11 protein-coding genes and 1 pseudogene are annotated in these 14,089 nt (G+C 57.4%); 7 read left to right on the top strand and 5 right to left on the bottom strand.

The window, feature by feature from the left end; all coding sequences use genetic code 11:
• Positions 1–359: 359 nt before the first annotated feature.
• Both BJ6T_RS44900 and BJ6T_RS46715 read right to left on the bottom strand, forming a co-directional pair.
• Positions 360–1,120 (bottom strand): IS5 family transposase gene (locus tag BJ6T_RS44900; protein WP_110115998.1). Its coding sequence is split into 2 segments (ribosomal slippage): positions 360–781 and positions 781–1,120, totalling 762 coding nucleotides; the frame shifts between segments, so codons are not numbered across the junction.
• 415 nt (positions 1,121–1,535) lie between these two features.
• Positions 1,536–1,739 carry a DUF6894 family protein gene (locus BJ6T_RS46715; protein WP_014498131.1) on the bottom strand — a complete coding sequence of 68 codons (204 nt, stop codon included), beginning with the start codon at positions 1,737–1,739 and terminating at the stop codon, positions 1,536–1,538.
• 475 nt (positions 1,740–2,214) lie between these two features.
• On the opposite strand from BJ6T_RS46715, the gene BJ6T_RS39650 reads away from it, so the two are divergent.
• The 3 genes from BJ6T_RS39650 (at position 2,215) to BJ6T_RS47840 (ending at position 3,481) form a co-directional block, all read left to right on the top strand.
• Complete coding sequence (locus BJ6T_RS39650; RefSeq protein WP_011084363.1) at positions 2,215–2,448, top strand: hypothetical protein; 234 nt, start codon at positions 2,215–2,217, stop codon at positions 2,446–2,448.
• Between the two features lie 246 nt (positions 2,449–2,694).
• On the top strand, positions 2,695–2,820 hold the full coding sequence (locus BJ6T_RS49330; protein ID WP_018646717.1) for a hypothetical protein: 126 nt from the start codon (positions 2,695–2,697) through the stop codon (positions 2,818–2,820).
• A 64-nt stretch (positions 2,821–2,884) separates the two neighbouring features.
• Positions 2,885–3,481 carry a hypothetical protein gene (locus BJ6T_RS47840; protein WP_028170498.1) on the top strand — a complete coding sequence of 199 codons (597 nt, stop codon included), beginning with the start codon at positions 2,885–2,887 and terminating at the stop codon, positions 3,479–3,481.
• Positions 3,482–4,098: 617 nt separating this feature from the next.
• On the opposite strand, the gene BJ6T_RS46705 is transcribed toward BJ6T_RS47840, so the two are convergent.
• A complete protein-coding gene (locus BJ6T_RS46705; RefSeq protein ID WP_074077659.1) occupies positions 4,099–4,278 on the bottom strand; it encodes a hypothetical protein in 180 nt (59 codons plus the stop codon).
• 1,685 nt (positions 4,279–5,963) lie between these two features.
• The gene (locus BJ6T_RS44895; protein ID WP_014498128.1) at positions 5,964–6,737 is read right to left on the bottom strand and encodes an IS5 family transposase; all 774 of its coding nucleotides are present in this window, start codon (positions 6,735–6,737) and stop codon (positions 5,964–5,966) included.
• Positions 6,738–6,955: 218 nt separating this feature from the next.
• On the opposite strand from BJ6T_RS44895, the gene BJ6T_RS44890 reads away from it, so the two are divergent.
• The 4 genes and pseudogenes from BJ6T_RS44890 to BJ6T_RS39615 all read left to right on the top strand — a co-directional run bounded on the left by BJ6T_RS44890 (position 6,956) and on the right by BJ6T_RS39615 (position 13,148).
• Entirely contained in the window at positions 6,956–7,117 is a 162-nt protein-coding gene (locus tag BJ6T_RS44890) for a Flp family type IVb pilin (protein ID WP_011084366.1), read from the top strand.
• Positions 7,118–7,436: 319 nt separating this feature from the next.
• Positions 7,437–10,237 (top strand): annotated as a pseudogene (locus tag BJ6T_RS49805) (putative bifunctional diguanylate cyclase/phosphodiesterase).
• Between the two features lie 388 nt (positions 10,238–10,625).
• Positions 10,626–11,648, top strand: coding sequence for a cytochrome-c peroxidase (locus BJ6T_RS39620; RefSeq protein WP_014498123.1), 1,023 nt, complete (start codon positions 10,626–10,628; stop codon positions 11,646–11,648).
• Between the two features lie 507 nt (positions 11,649–12,155).
• Positions 12,156–13,148 (top strand): hypothetical protein, encoded by a 993-nt coding sequence (locus tag BJ6T_RS39615; RefSeq protein WP_014498122.1) that lies wholly within the window; start codon positions 12,156–12,158, stop codon positions 13,146–13,148.
• 4 nt (positions 13,149–13,152) lie between these two features.
• On the opposite strand, the gene BJ6T_RS39610 is transcribed toward BJ6T_RS39615, so the two are convergent.
• The gene (locus BJ6T_RS39610; protein ID WP_014498121.1) at positions 13,153–13,512 is read right to left on the bottom strand and encodes a methylamine utilization protein; all 360 of its coding nucleotides are present in this window, start codon (positions 13,510–13,512) and stop codon (positions 13,153–13,155) included.
• Positions 13,513–14,089 lie beyond the last annotated feature (577 nt).

Raw genomic sequence — 14,089 nt, 5'->3', positions numbered from 1 at the left:
CGAGTATGCGGAGCCGGAGCATCCCCTTCGTTTCTGCCATCGTTTCGGGGCATTTAACACCACAACCGGTTCCATAATCGGCGCCGATGGGCCACCTTTTGCCGTCTTTCTGCATGATCGGCGGAGGGTTAATAAACCCGGGTGGCGCTCACCCCTCATCTGGCGGTCCTTGCAGTTTTTCCAGTTGCGCCGGGTCCCAACGAAATCCCTTCAGGCGATAGGGCGGCGCGCGCGGGATTTCGGAGGCACAATGGTGGACCCAGTAGCTGCAACTCTCTGGTGCTTTTCGTGGTCTGTTTCAAAAACCGCTTGCATCTCGCGGGGCGTCCACAGATGGGTTCAGGGCCTAGGGTCCAGACTCAATTGAGCCAATATGCGACGAGAGCGGCGAGATGAACAGCGGCCAAAAAATTACGGGCGAGCTTGTCATATCGCGTGGCGATGCGCCGGAAGTCCTTGAGCCTGCAAAAGCAGCGTTCGATGACATTTCGTCCTTTGTAGGCGCGTTTGTTGAAGCGATGGATGACGACACGGTTAGATTTATTGGGGATTACGGGCTTGGCGCCACGACGAATGATTTCGCCGCGAAGCTTGTCGCCATCATACCCTTTGTCGGCGAGGAGCACGCTCATGGGTGGCGCGAGCGCCAGGACATCGGGAGCCGCAGCGATATCGGCATCCTGGCCTGGAGTCAGATGCAGGACGACCGGCCGGCAGAGCGGATCGCTCAGCGCATGGATTTTTGTCGTGCGGCCTCCGCGCGAGCGGCCGATTGCTTGATTGTGCTCCCCCCTTTTCCGCCGGAGGCACACCGGTGAGCTTTAATCGAGGTCGAGTCGAGCGACAGTACGACGCCGTCTTCGCCAGGCTTGGCCAGCGCTTCGAAGATTGCGCACCATCGTCCTCGCTTGGCCCAGCGATTGAAGCGATTGTAGATCGTCGTGTAAGGGCCGTATTCACGTGGACAATCACGCCATCGTGCACCCGATTGCAGCATGTGAATGATGCCGCTGACGATGCGTCGGTCGTCGTCCCGATCCGGCCCCGTCAGTCCCCTCGGCAGATGCGGTTCGATACGCGCCCATTGCCTGTCGTTCAGCCAAAACAAACCAGCGCGCATTCTCTCGCCCCCGAATCAACACGTAGGCAAGAGAATCACGTGGCGCTATTTAGGTACAGACCCTAGTTCTACTTGGTGGGAAACAGGCTCTCCACGATTCGAAAGTCAGAAAGTTATTCGTCACGCAATCGCGCGAGACATCGGCACGACCACGCCGTCCGCAGCGCGCTTGCCATCGGAGAACGCGGCCCAATCAGCCATCATCGTGCGCCGCTTCGACCGCGCCGATATAGGTCTTGATGGACATGGTGCAATCGGGGTTCTTCGAAATCGTGCCTGACGGTGGCGTTGCAGGCAAGTCTAACTAGGGAAAACGAGCCCTCCCTCAATCGGCTCGGTGGTCCCACAACTCGGGGCGGCTGCCCCGGCAGATGATACGTCAGTAGTGGCCGAGACGTCTGATTTGGAAGCGCTGTCACACGCCTACGTAATAGGCCTCACCTCGGTCCCTGCGTGTAACGACCACGCAGGTTGTACCCCGCAGCAGAGGTTGAGCACTCGCCAGATCTTTTGCTAAGCGTTCTGCCGCACGGAAGGCCTGCAGCTCGTCTTCGAATGCTAACCCGCCGGGGTCGTCGACATTCTGCTTGCCTGCCAGATTAAAGTAGAAACGGGCCATTCGTTCGCTCGCTTCGTTGCCCCACGGGAATAATGATAGTATTGGGCAATTAAGCAGAAGTTCTCTGATGTAGGGCCTCATGATGCCGAAATTCTGCGAATGATTGGCGAAATGCGAAGCGCTTTCGTGCGTGGGCTTTGGAACGGATTGAGCCCGCACGAATTGCTGCCGACGCCGAGAACGCCTCGTTCTATGGTCCAGAGATGCAGTGCTATTTGTTCTGCTCGGCTGCGCTGGCCGAAACCGCTGCAAAGCGGATGCTGCGTCCTATCGGCTGGCGAAGGCTGTCTGCCAAATCATCACCACGTTTCATGGCACAGAGCGAGATACGTTATCGATCGGATTCCACGGGGCGCGACAACACGGCCGGACCCAAGCTGATTGAGCAGAAAGACGGCGGATCACAACCATCAAACGCTGCTAAGCGTCATGGTTGCAATGCTAAAGTGCCTCGCCGACCGGCTGGGGGAACAACGTGGTTAAGGCAATTCGCAACACCGTCATGGCACTTACTTTTGTCGGCGTCGCCGGCAGCAACATGTTTTGGAATTTCATGAATGATTATATCGCCTGCGGCCTTGCGCTGGCGGCTTCAGTCACCGCCGGCTTTTGCGTTGAGCGCGTCTTCATCGAGCGGTCCCGTCGCGAGATGATCCGCCTCCACGGCGCGGACTGGCATTCGGCGGAGGACCGACAGCCCGGCGCATGAACGCCACTCCGCGCACGCTCGTCATCTTCATCATTGGATTCTTCGCATTCGATCCGAGGGGCCTGCCCTGATGACAAAGCCGTCCCAACCATTCCGGATCGCTCGCATCGAGCGGCTAGTGGAGCTGCTTGAGGCAGACTACAGAATGGCAGTTGATCCGAATACCAGTGAGAGCAACACGAAATCGGGGGCGTCCGATCCGGAGGTGCTTGATTGCCAAGTGCTACCCGGTCCTGATCCAGGAGGATGCGAGCAGGCGCCTTCGTTGCGAGCGAACCCTACGGCATGGAGGTCTCGACCAAGGCGGTCGGCACGCCCGAGGAAGCGATAACGATCTGGAACGGCGACCGCCACAAGCTGACCCCGACGTAATCGAGCTACGCAATGACCAAGGGGCCGCGCTTGGCTAGAGCTGGTTTGTGCAGCAGCGCCAGGAGTGGATTCGGAAACCTTGCGCGTGTTCGGCTTCATCAACCGCGAGCACAAAGTCAAAATCTCGACGCCGCAGGGCTCGAGCGACGTGCAGTTGTTTCAGCGGCGGCGTTCGGGCGTGATATATTTCAGCGCTTCCGCCAAGCGCTACCAGCCGGTGATCGAGATTGCCTCCGGCATCGAGCCGGTGCAGCTGAGAAGGAGAGGCGACCGTCAAGGCGCCGCGTTCGTCGAGACAGTTGGCCGTCAGGTCGATGTGGACGGACTGCAAGTGATCCTTGGTCTTGGGCATGAGGAGCAGGCGGTATTGTTCAAAGGTGATAAGCGCTTCCTCCTTGGGCCACGTGACCTGGTTATCCACGCCGATCTGGAGAGGTGGGAGCCGTTGCGGGACGCAGAGTGTTTCCGGCAACACTCCTGCTCGGCTTCCTCGGGGGCGTACTCTGAGGCGTCGCCGTCAAGCAGCGCGAAAAAGCGCGCGGGCAGCTCACATTTCCCGAGCCAGCCGGCGAAAGTACTCTTGAGTAAACGACATTTCGCCCAATGCCGGCCCGCCCATCCGGTTGCGGTCAGGATCGAAATCCACTTCGCGCCCCATTGAGAGGAGCGAGACAGCTTCCCTTGGTACAAAATAGGCGCGCCGCTTTTCTCCGTTGCGCTGGTAGACTAGGCCTGCACCAATGGGCCTCACAACTCGCCGGCGCGGCGACGGCACTGCTTGCTGGCGTTGCCGTCGCAAATGCGAGCCACTGCTCTCGCAAGAATGTGCTCGGCACGTCGCGCGTGATCGCTGTCGATGCGAAGGAATATCCACGCGTCGGGCGAAGAGCGTTTCCCAGACGTTGCGCTTGGCCGACCGTGAAGTTGTGCTCACTTTCGAGACGGGCCCAGGCCGCCGAACACACAGAGGGTGCTCGTCGCCGGTTGGATGCACGCCGGCGTTCATTCGGCCCATATGCTTCTGCGATGGATCTTCGCAATCGTCTCCACCACCAGCATCCCAACCTCCCCGCGGCGCCTCAAGGCCGCGCGATACGCCAAGCTCGATGCCGGTCTGAACCCTCAAAGTTCCGGCTGTAAAATAGGAGCCTCGCCCCTATGGAGATAGGGGCGAGGCTGCTCCCTGCCCCCGGCGGGAGCCGCGCTGCAAAGAACAGCGCGCTACGGCGCAACGTTCGTTTCCCTCCGGGGCTGGTCGTTCGGTGGGCCGACAGAGACTCAGGCGCGTTCCGATTTTCGGTCCTCGGCGGCTCTTACGACGTTGCGCAACGCAATTTCAGAAAGGCGAATAACCAGCTGTTTGAGACGAGCAATCTGTTGCTTGCAGTGCTCCAGCTCGAGCTGTTCGTCCGTCATCACCGATACTTCATGGCGATTTCCGTTGTCGTCATGATTCATATCGAACCTTTTCCGAGCAAGTGAGTACGAACGAAGAGTTTCCCTGTGCTCGCCAACCATTAATAGCCAAATCAGGGCGGTGGCGACAAACACAGCACGGGACGTACGAACGATCCCGTTACTCGCCCGAGCGTGTTGCTTCGGCCACAGATTTGAACGTTATGTACAAAATATCGTCCGCTCGGCTATGACTCTCGTGCTTTACGCAGCGGTCGCATCGCATTCTCCCCCATTAGAAGCTCGGAATCCCGCCCTTGGCCCTTTTCAGGATATTGAATGAGACCTATTGCAAAATGCCTCGACACCGGAAATCTACTTTAACGCTGTACTGCGCCGAATTCGCATGCGGGATGCTAAGGCCTCTATCGCTTTGGTGCTTCCATCTCGGAGGGGCGGACACTTCCAAGCCCGGCGCAGCAGAACCTTGAAAACGTATTGATCAAATCTAGAACCTTATTGGGCGTCAGTTGCGATCGCAAACGCGACCGTCATTAACGAGAGGTGTGTGGGGTGTGCATCGAGATTGTTTGTTCCTGAATAGTGGCGAAGCTCCGCTTGACGATTATTCTCGAGCTTTCGAGCGAGCAGTACCTAATTATTCTAACACTGTGAGCGCGCTCGCCGAGCTGCGCTCGATTGAAACCCGGAGGCGCCATTCAACCCAGCCCAGCGCTTAAGTATTCATTACATTGGCCTCGGATTCTTGCGCTTGCAGCTAGCTTGATCAGTGGGTCGGCATAGTTTGCTGATCGGGAGGCTTGTTTGACATTCGGCAGTTGGCGCGAGTGGCAGCGGGGCAAACGGTCGACTGTCAGGCAACATCGGCAACCGTTCAGACGGGCGCCTTCCTGCCGATAACAGAGACGCAACTGCGCAGCAGGCCGAAACCACAAAAATGGTCGATCGCTTAGCCCTTCTCGCGACGGTACTGATCACTCCATCAAAGCTGGTCTCGATCTGTAAAGACGGAGTGGCAGATTGGGGAAGCACTTGTCGGATCGATGTAGCCAAGCTGAGAAACGTTGTCGCGATTGCGGAAGCTGGCGATAAGAGAAGTTCACTTCCTCGATGAAGTCGACGCTTCGGCGACCAACATGTGCCATCATAAAGCGGATCGCCGGCCGGTTTGACCACCTGCAATCTGCTACGGGCCTGTTCGGCTGCCTATTGCAATTATCGCCTGATCCGGTCGTCCGGCCATGAATGCACGGTGGCGGCGTCTCTGATCCTAAGGAAGCCTAGCGATCTGGTGAAGACGAACCGCCGGGACGCTGTTTCTCGCCCGAGTGCTACTCGCCGGCGAGGAAGCGTCCGGTCCCTGCACGTCGCGCAGCTCTGACAAGATTTCCCCAGCTTTCCACGGCAGCAGTTCAACGAGGACGGTTGATCGAGTGTTCCGTCAACCATGCGGGGGTGACGGGTCATGCAGGTAGGCGGAGCCCAAACTCCCTAGCGTGCAGGTTTATGGCCACTGCCGAACTATCCCGAACCGTTCTCCAGGAGATATTGTGAGAGCACACGATGATCCCGATACTCTGCGGGAAATCCTTAGAAGGCCAGCAGGGGGCCTATCCTCGACCGGGCATCCGACCGCGCGGCCGTGTTCGGCGCGATACTCCTCGGGCGAGATGTCGATCGCCAACGCCGAGATCGCCACCTGCACCCGCCTGAGACTAGAACCTATCTCAAAATTGTCGAAACAGGATCAGCAGGCAAGCGAGCTGGACGAAGCCGAGGAAGTTTTGCGGATAGAACTCCCAGCGGACCAGCAGGCGCCGCCGCCACTGTATCCAGGCGAAGAAGCGTTCGACCAGCCAACGCCGAGTATAACGACGGAGCCTGCGGCCGTCCTGGGTGAGCGACCTCACTCGGTTTGAACGATGTGGCGCGATCATCTCGATGCCTTGTGAGCGCAGTTCATCGTCGAGCGAATCGCTGTCATAGGCGCGGTCGCCGATCAGGTTCTCTGGCTTGGCCTCGATCATGTAGAAGTCGAAGCAGAGCTGTACCAAGCGCACTTCGTGATGGTTCGCGGCATGCGTGCTCACTGAAAGCGGCAAACCGTGGCGATCCACAATCGCCATGATTTTTAAGCCTTTTCCGCGCCTCGTTGGGCCGATCTCTGCACCGCCGCCTTTGGCCATCGCAAAGGTCGCGTCGATGAAACACTCCTCTTCGTCGAGCAAGCCTTTCTCACGAAGTTCGTTGGCTATATCGGTCAGAACGCGCCGCAACACTTCATTGCGACACCAGTTCTGAAAGCGACGGTGTACGGTCTTATAGTTCGGATAGCACTGCGGCAGCATGTGCCACTGCGCGCCCGTGTTCAAAATCCAAAGAGCGGCTTCGAGAACCTGACGTGTCGCAATCGGCTTCCGGCCCGGCCGGCCGTCGGCAATGTGCTCTTCCGGAAAGTGTTTCCGGATGCGCTCCCATTGCTCGTCCGTCAGCCGAATCATCTTTCCTTTATAGCCGATCGACGCTGATCTTCAATTTTGAGATAGGTTCTAGTAACTGGACGACGAGAGGTTCACCGCGACTTTGCAAAGTGTGCGCGTATTTGTACGTTCCGTACAAAGTTTTGGCGCCACACCAAACGGATTCTCGAATGAGATTCTGCCGGCTTTAACAAATTGCCGGTAAATCCCGAGCGTTAGATCTTAGAAGGGCACGCACCGTGAAAACGCTAGTACACTTTTTACGCGATGAGTCCGGGGCTACTGCCATAGAATATGGGCTGATAGCGGCGGGTATTTCGCTTGCAATCATCGCGGTCGTGAATGGGCTAGGCACTAAACTCAATACGAAATTCGCTTCGATCAGCAGCTCTCTGAAATAATCAAAAGCCGCCTCCCTTGGCGACCTCTTTTCTCCACCGCATGTGCAAGAACAGCTCTAGTCAGAGGCGAGCTAGTTCTCTGAATTCGGCGGAACTTGAGAATTGGTGCGGCGAGGGGGTGAACGGATCGTCTCGATGCTGCTGCTCGGAAATTCTTGTTTTAGCGAAAGACACCTGGATGAGTCTTTTGGTCGTCGGCAGATTTGCCAATCAATCGAAAGTGGTCCTTGAGGCATTTCAGTCCGTGACGGCCTGTTTCTCCCGCTTTGTCTCGGCTCGAGGGTCGATCCGAATTGCGATCTTGTGCTTTTGTCTTGCGATGAGCGCGATCGCAGTGAGCCTCGGAGGGTATTCCGTCCTTGGTATCCGGCACGCAGGCGACCTGGTTGCGCGGACTTTCGATGAGTCCTTGATGTCGATCAACTACGCACGTGCGGCTGGTGCCGATTTTGCCGCGATGCGCGTGGCATCTTCACACGTCACAAGGCAGCCGTCGGCCCGTCCTCGACTAGATGATGAAATCGACAAGCTGGCGAAGACGCTTTCGGAAGATGTCACTATTGCGGCTGAAAGGTCGCAATCAGCGCGAGCTGCGAAGGCAGCCGCAAAAGTTAAAGAAGCTGCAAACGCCTGGGTCGCGATTCATCGCCGTCGCTTTCAAGCTGATGGCACCGGGAATAATGAAGCGAGCGCTCGGGAAATCGATGACGTTGACCAGCTCTCAAACGTCGTAAATCAGCAGATTGAATTGCTGGTGAACTATACGGCCGGGGATGGTTTTCTATTCCGTCAGCGAGCCCTTGCCGCGATCAAACGGGATCTGCAACTGAATGTGGTGGCGCTGACCGTTGCGCTCCTTCTGTCCGGGCTTTTTTCGTGGTTGCTGGCACGGCGGATTATCGGGCCTGTCGCCATTGCGTCGAAAGCGGCAAGGAGTATTGCCGATGGCGACTTGAACGCGGACATTCCCAGAGGCAGCAGTGACGAGTTGGGTTCGCTACTCGCGGCCATGAGGAAGATGCGGGACAACATCAGGAAGATGGTCGACCGAGAGGTGGCGCAACGTCGCTCCGCGCAAGCGCGGCTTTCCGATGCGCTTGAAAATTCTCGAGAAGGCATCGTGCTCCTGGACGCGAGCGGACAGATAGCATTGGTCAATTCCCGAGCCAGCGAATTCATCGGCTGCTCTTCGCAGCTTGTTCATCCGGATCCTTTTCGAGTAGAGCAGGTGCCAAGCGATGAATCAACCGGAGCCGAAATCACTCAACGAAAGGTCTCTCGCGACGTCGAAGGATCGGCGAGCGAAGCCCGACTCCCAGATGGACGGTGGCTGCGAGTTAGCCGCAGTCCGACCCAAGAGGGGGAGTTATCCTCGTTTATAGCGATATCACCAGCTTGAAGCGTCAGGAAGCCGAGTTGCATGCGACGAATCTGAGACTGGATGCGGCGCTGTCACACATGTCTCAGGGCCTCTGCCTCTACGATAGCGAGGCACGGCTGCAGGTCGTAAACCGACGCTTCTGTGAGATCTTTGATCTTTCGCCTGAGCTCGTTGCTCCGGGCATGACTTTCGAGGAAGTGTTCGGTCTGAGTGTTGCGGCTGGAAGTCATGGCGGCCAGACGGTGCCCGATCTGCTGGCGGAGCGGGAGAAAATTTTGCCTCGCCACGAGAGCGGCAACTACCTCCAGCGCCTTAACGACGGACGCGTCATCTCTATTGGCCATCGCTCCACTTCTGATGGCGGCTTACTCGTCAGTTGCGAAGATGTGACCGAACAACGGAGAGCCCAATCTCAGATTACCTTCATGGCGCGGCATGATGATCTGACCCGACTACCTAACCGCTCATTGTTCGCCGAGCGCATTGAACACGCCGTCGCGGAGGTCGGCCGGGGTTCCGGCTTTGCGGTGTTCTGCCTGGATCTGGATAATTTCAAACAGATCAATGACACCTTGGGCCACCCGGTGGGTGATGGGTTGCTTTGCGCGGTCGCCGACCGACTGAGCGCGTGTGTCCGCGAGATTGATACCGTCGCCCGGTTGGGGGGCGATGAGTTTGCGATCATACAATCTGATGTCCAAAACGCTGCAGACGCCGAACGTCTCGCCCGCCGCGTGGTGGAATGTATCGGAGCTCCTTATGAGCTAAATGGGCATCGCGTTATCGTCGGGTGCAGCGTCGGAATTGCGCTCGCGCCCGGTGACGGCATGACACGGGAAATGCTCCTGAAAAATGCGGACATGGCCTTGTACCGATCCAAGGCCGGGGGCAGGGGAACGTGGCGGTTTTTCGAGCCGGCGATGGACGCAAGTTTGCAGAGCCGCCGCGCGCTCGAACTCGATCTTCGCGAGGCCATGGACAAGGACGAGTTCACTCTGTTCTATCAACCCATTTATGACCTGCGGATGGACCGGATCAGCGGCTTCGAAGCATTATTGCGCTGGCCTCATCCGAAGCGTGGCCTGGTGCCACCCGACCAATTCATTCCCATTGCAGAAGACATCGGTCTCATCACTCCACTGGGTGAGTGGGTTCTCAACCGCGCCTGCGAGCAGGCGGCCGGTTGGCCGAGCGAGCTCAAGATTGCCGTCAATGTCTCGGCGACTCAGATTCGGGATCCAAGATTTGCAGAGGTTATCGCCAACGCGCTTGATGCTTCAACGCTGGCCCCGCACCGGCTCGAATTGGAAATCACGGAGTCTGTTCTCCTTGGAAACAGCGCCGAGACGGTTGCAACACTGCACAAGCTGAAGGCGCAGGGGCTGAGCATCGCCTTAGATGATTTTGGTACTGGATACTCCTCGCTGAGCTATCTGCGCAGCTTCCCCTTTGACAAGCTCAAGATCGATCAGTCATTCGTCCGTGATGCAACAGCGACAAATGGATCTAAATTAATCGTAAGAGCCATTACCAGCCTTGGAAGAAGCCTTGGCATAACAATAACGGCGGAGGGGGTCGAGACGATTGAACAGTTGGATCAAATAAGGGCGGAAGGGTGCAACGAGGCGCAGGGATTCCTATTCAGCCGCCCGGTCCCTGCTACCGAGATCGCATCAACGATCCTGAATCTGAGAGGCGGCCTCGCGAGACGTCATTTAAGCGGTGCGATGACCGGCTAAGACGAACCAGGACTTTCCTGAGTGTTGTTCGGTCCTGAGTTCGCTCTCGCCGTTGGGTTTCAATGCGTTCAGGATCCACATGGTGCGTCGACATGTTAGCAACCGAGCCACAAAGGTTCCGATCGTCGGGCGCGATCATAATCAACGGCGCTATCAGCGCGCCGCAGCTCCTGCCTACGGTTTTGTTGAGCGCTCTGAAATGAAACTCATCGAGGGCTTCCATTATAATGTCACACGGGCCCACTTCATCAATTGTTGGCGCGCCCCAGTCATGGAGGCGCAAGGGTTCTCTGAAGGAGATTTCGATTAATCGCCAGCATCCGATACTTGCTATTAAGGCTTTTTTTCCGGGGTTGCCATATAGGAGCACTATATCGTCGAGGAGCCGATGAGGATCTGGGTCAGCTTAGCTTTGCTCGCGGCCCTTTTTCCGCTGGGCCAACCTTTTGCCTCGGCAGCGGCGGAGACATCAGCGGATGCCACGGCGCGCGCCAGCTATCGTCGGCCGGCGGCGATCCCTTTTCCCGATCGTAATCCCTACACGGTGCCGAAAGCTGCTCTCGGGGAAAGACTCTTCTTCGATGCGCTGCTCTCGAAGTCCCGCACCCGTTCCTGCGCAACGTGCCACAATCCGTCGCTTTCCTGGGGTGATGGCCTCGCGCGTGCGGTCGGCGAGGATCCCAGCGGCCTGCCATTGCGTGCGCCGACCCTGATCGACGTGGCGTTCACCGAACCGTTGGGGTGGGACGGCAAATTCAAGACTCTCGAAGCCGTCACGTTCGGGCCGATCACAGGCCGGGCCAACATGAATTTGACGGAATCAGAATTGATCGCGCGTCTCTCCGCTATCCCGGCCTATGCTGATGCATTCGCAGCCGCATTCGGGGACGGTGCGATCACGCGACCCAGGATCGAAGCCGCGTTGGCGACTTTTGAACGAACCATCGTGGCTGGCGAAGCGCCATTCGACCGGTGGATCATGGGAGACGTGACATCCGTCAGCGCCGCGGCAAAACGCGGCTTTGAGATTTTCAACGGCAAAGCCCATTGCTCAAACTGCCACAGTGGACCATCGTTCACTGACGGATCGTTTCACGATATTGGCGTCGCAAGGAACGACGACGTTGGACGCGGTCGGCTTTTTCCGACGTCGCAAAAGCTGCGGTACGCATTCAAAACGCCGACACTGCGCGATGTCGCGCGGCGTGCTCCCTACATGCATGATGGATCGGTCGCAACCCTCGAAGAGGTCATCGAACTCTATGACAAGGGTGGGATTGACCGTCCGAGCCGCTCGCCTTCAATAGAGCCTCTATCTCTGACGGAAAGCGAAAAGGCGGATCTGATCGCTTTTCTTCAGACGCTCACCGCATCCTCGACGGATACGACTTTTCCCAGGTTGGCGCGATGACCGGTACCCCGATCGCGCGGTCGGGGAGGCTCTCAGGGGAAGTGCGGCAATGCCGCTCCCAGCAAGCCCAACACGAGGATGAGGAAACCGCCCGCCCACGTCTCCAGGGTTTCACTGCATGCTGTGAGCCGCATCGCGGTGCGGGCCAGCGCAGAGCCGACTGGCACCCTCTTCGTACGAAACGCACCAAACATGGACTACACCGGACATCCGTTTTTTGTCTGACATTCAGTACGACACTTGCATTGAAGGCCCGTCGTCAAAATCTGTAAAATTGAAGGGACGTGCGCGATAGTCTCGCCGCACAAATCCTTGCCGGCGTGTCCCCATTAACCCAGCAAACAACCTTCGGATGCGAGCGCCGTCACATCCTTAAGATTTGTGCTAAGTTGAACAAATCGTCAGAGGCGGGCGCTTTTCCAAAAGGGGTGGTTTTTTATGTTCAGGTCTCCGACGCGGGATGCCTTTGCGGCATTCCGGAGAAGCTCCCTTTTTGCAAGGTCCATCGTGGCACTTTCTTTCTGGTTCTTGGGGACACAAGGTGCCAGTGCCCATGTCAAATGGTTCTGTGCCTATGACGCTGCCGGCCAGCCCCGAAGCCTCGAAAACGTACTGTGCCAGGATTTTGAACTGCTGTTGGCTCTTGCCCTGCTCTGGTTTTTTTCCGGCTGCATGGTTGAACGGACGTCTTTGGGTGAGCTGGCGGCCCGCTCCCTCAACCGCTTCACGGACGGATTGCGACTACTCACTGAGGAAATCATCCGGGCTGTCTGCGGATTTTTCTTCATCTCGCTTTGGGCGGTGGGCGGTATCTTGCTGACCCCGGAATTGAAAACGACTTCGTCAATGGTTGGGCCTTTGCAACTCGCCATCGCAGCAGGCCTGCTGTCGCGCCGCACGATGCCCTTCTCCGCGGCGGGAATTGTCGTTCTGTTCGGGCTCGCCGTTCGAGATTACGGCACGTTTCATCTGGCCGATTATCCGATCTTTTTGGGCCTTGCGGCCTACCTCGCCCTCGCTGGCTTGCAAAAAGATCTGTTCGGCGTTCCGCCACTCGATGTCGTGCGCTACGCAACCGCCGTCACGTTGATGTGGGCTTCGGTGGAAAAGTGGGCCTACCCGGAATGGAGCTTCCCACTTCTGATCGAGCACCCCGGCATGACGCTCGGGTTCGATAGTGAGTTCTATATGCGCGCCGCTGGCATGATCGAATTCACGCTCGCGTTTGCCCTAGCTTGGACGCCCTTGGTCCGGCGCGTTGCGGCTGCCATACTGCTTGGAATGTTCATCAGCGCGTGCTTCGAATTTGGCAAGCTTGATGTGATCGGGCACTCGGCGATCATCGTCGTACTGGTCGCGATACTTTCCGATAATCAGCCGAGGGAAGCCGACTATCGCGCTCCCTGGCTCGCTCCGGCCGGACTATGTGCGGCGTTGACGGTTACGCTGTTCGCCTACTATGTCGGTCATGCAGCGATCTTCAACACCTCAATTCTGTAGGGCCCTACTTTTTGACGTGCACGCCAAGCTTCATCTTGGGATGAATGCCGCACAACACAGTGTAATCACCAGCCACAGAAAAGACGACGTCGAATTGGCTGCCTGGCTGTTGATCGCCAGAATCGAACTCGAAGGTGTCTGAGCTCAAATAGGTGTGGTGCATGAGCTCACCGTCATCGTTGATAAACCGTAGGGTCTCGCCGCGCTTTATTACGATTTCTTGGGGTCTGAATTCTCGGTCCTTTTGCGAAATTACATAGGGGGTGGCGCCTAGAGCGGCTCCAGCGAGGAGCCCTCCCACTATTGCGGCTATCATCTGAAAACCGAACTTGCCTGTGCGTGAAGGTATTAGCCTTTCTCTCATTCCGACCTCACTGAAGCTAAATTCTATAAAAATGCGACCTTACCGCGGACCGCCGGAGCCCGGGACTAGCGACACTTATGACAGATTGATCTTTATTTTGCGCCTCGGTTCCAATCATTATTAGAGGAAAACTGACGCGAGGCAGGCGGCCGGCTGTGTCCACGCAGCATGTTTGCGCTTTGGCGGTGCGAGGGGACTGCCAGTCGTCGCCAGGTGTCCCTGCGGCGAGACAAACGGTGCTCCCTCATGGCATCAGCGGTTGAAAAGGTTGATTAATTGTCTTGAGATCATCAGTGCAAAACTCGTGTGGGTCACAATGAATTTCGGCATAGAGGGAGCATGACTAAACTCTCGCCTGACATCTGAAATGTTCTCTGGCGAGGCGCGGTTGCCTTAGTGGTGCTGTGTTCGTCTCACGCAACGGACTTCGCAATCCCCGGCCAGGCGGTAACAGCGTGGCGCGCTGGTCTGACGGCGTTCCGGCGCCGACGAGTCCAAGGCGAGTTGCTCCACACCCCGGTCGGTCCCCGTCAGGCGTTGAAATTCGTCAAAGACGCCGTCTTAAGGCCGGATTTGT

It is taken from the genome of Bradyrhizobium japonicum USDA 6 (assembly GCF_000284375.1).
In the GTDB taxonomy this organism is placed as follows: Bacteria; Pseudomonadota; Alphaproteobacteria; order Rhizobiales; family Xanthobacteraceae; genus Bradyrhizobium; species Bradyrhizobium japonicum.
The sequence above is the reverse complement of the archived record's forward strand: the minus strand, read 5'-3'. Positions and strand labels throughout refer to the sequence as shown.

Excerpts from the sequence above, each read along its gene's own strand:
- BJ6T_RS44895 (WP_014498128.1), bottom strand. The coding sequence starts at position 6,737 with ATGATTCGGCTGACGGACGAGCAATGGGAGCGCATCCGGAAACACTTT.
- BJ6T_RS46715 (WP_014498131.1), bottom strand. The coding sequence starts at position 1,739 with ATGGCCCGTTTCTACTTTAATCTGGCAGGCAAGCAGAATGTCGACGAC.
- BJ6T_RS49330 (WP_018646717.1), top strand. The coding sequence starts at position 2,695 with ATGCGAGCAGGCGCCTTCGTTGCGAGCGAACCCTACGGCATGGAGGTC.
- BJ6T_RS46705 (WP_074077659.1), bottom strand. The coding sequence starts at position 4,278 with ATGAATCATGACGACAACGGAAATCGCCATGAAGTATCGGTGATGACG.
- BJ6T_RS39610 (WP_014498121.1), bottom strand. The coding sequence starts at position 13,512 with ATGAGAGAAAGGCTAATACCTTCACGCACAGGCAAGTTCGGTTTTCAG.
- BJ6T_RS39620 (WP_014498123.1), top strand. The coding sequence starts at position 10,626 with ATGAGGATCTGGGTCAGCTTAGCTTTGCTCGCGGCCCTTTTTCCGCTG.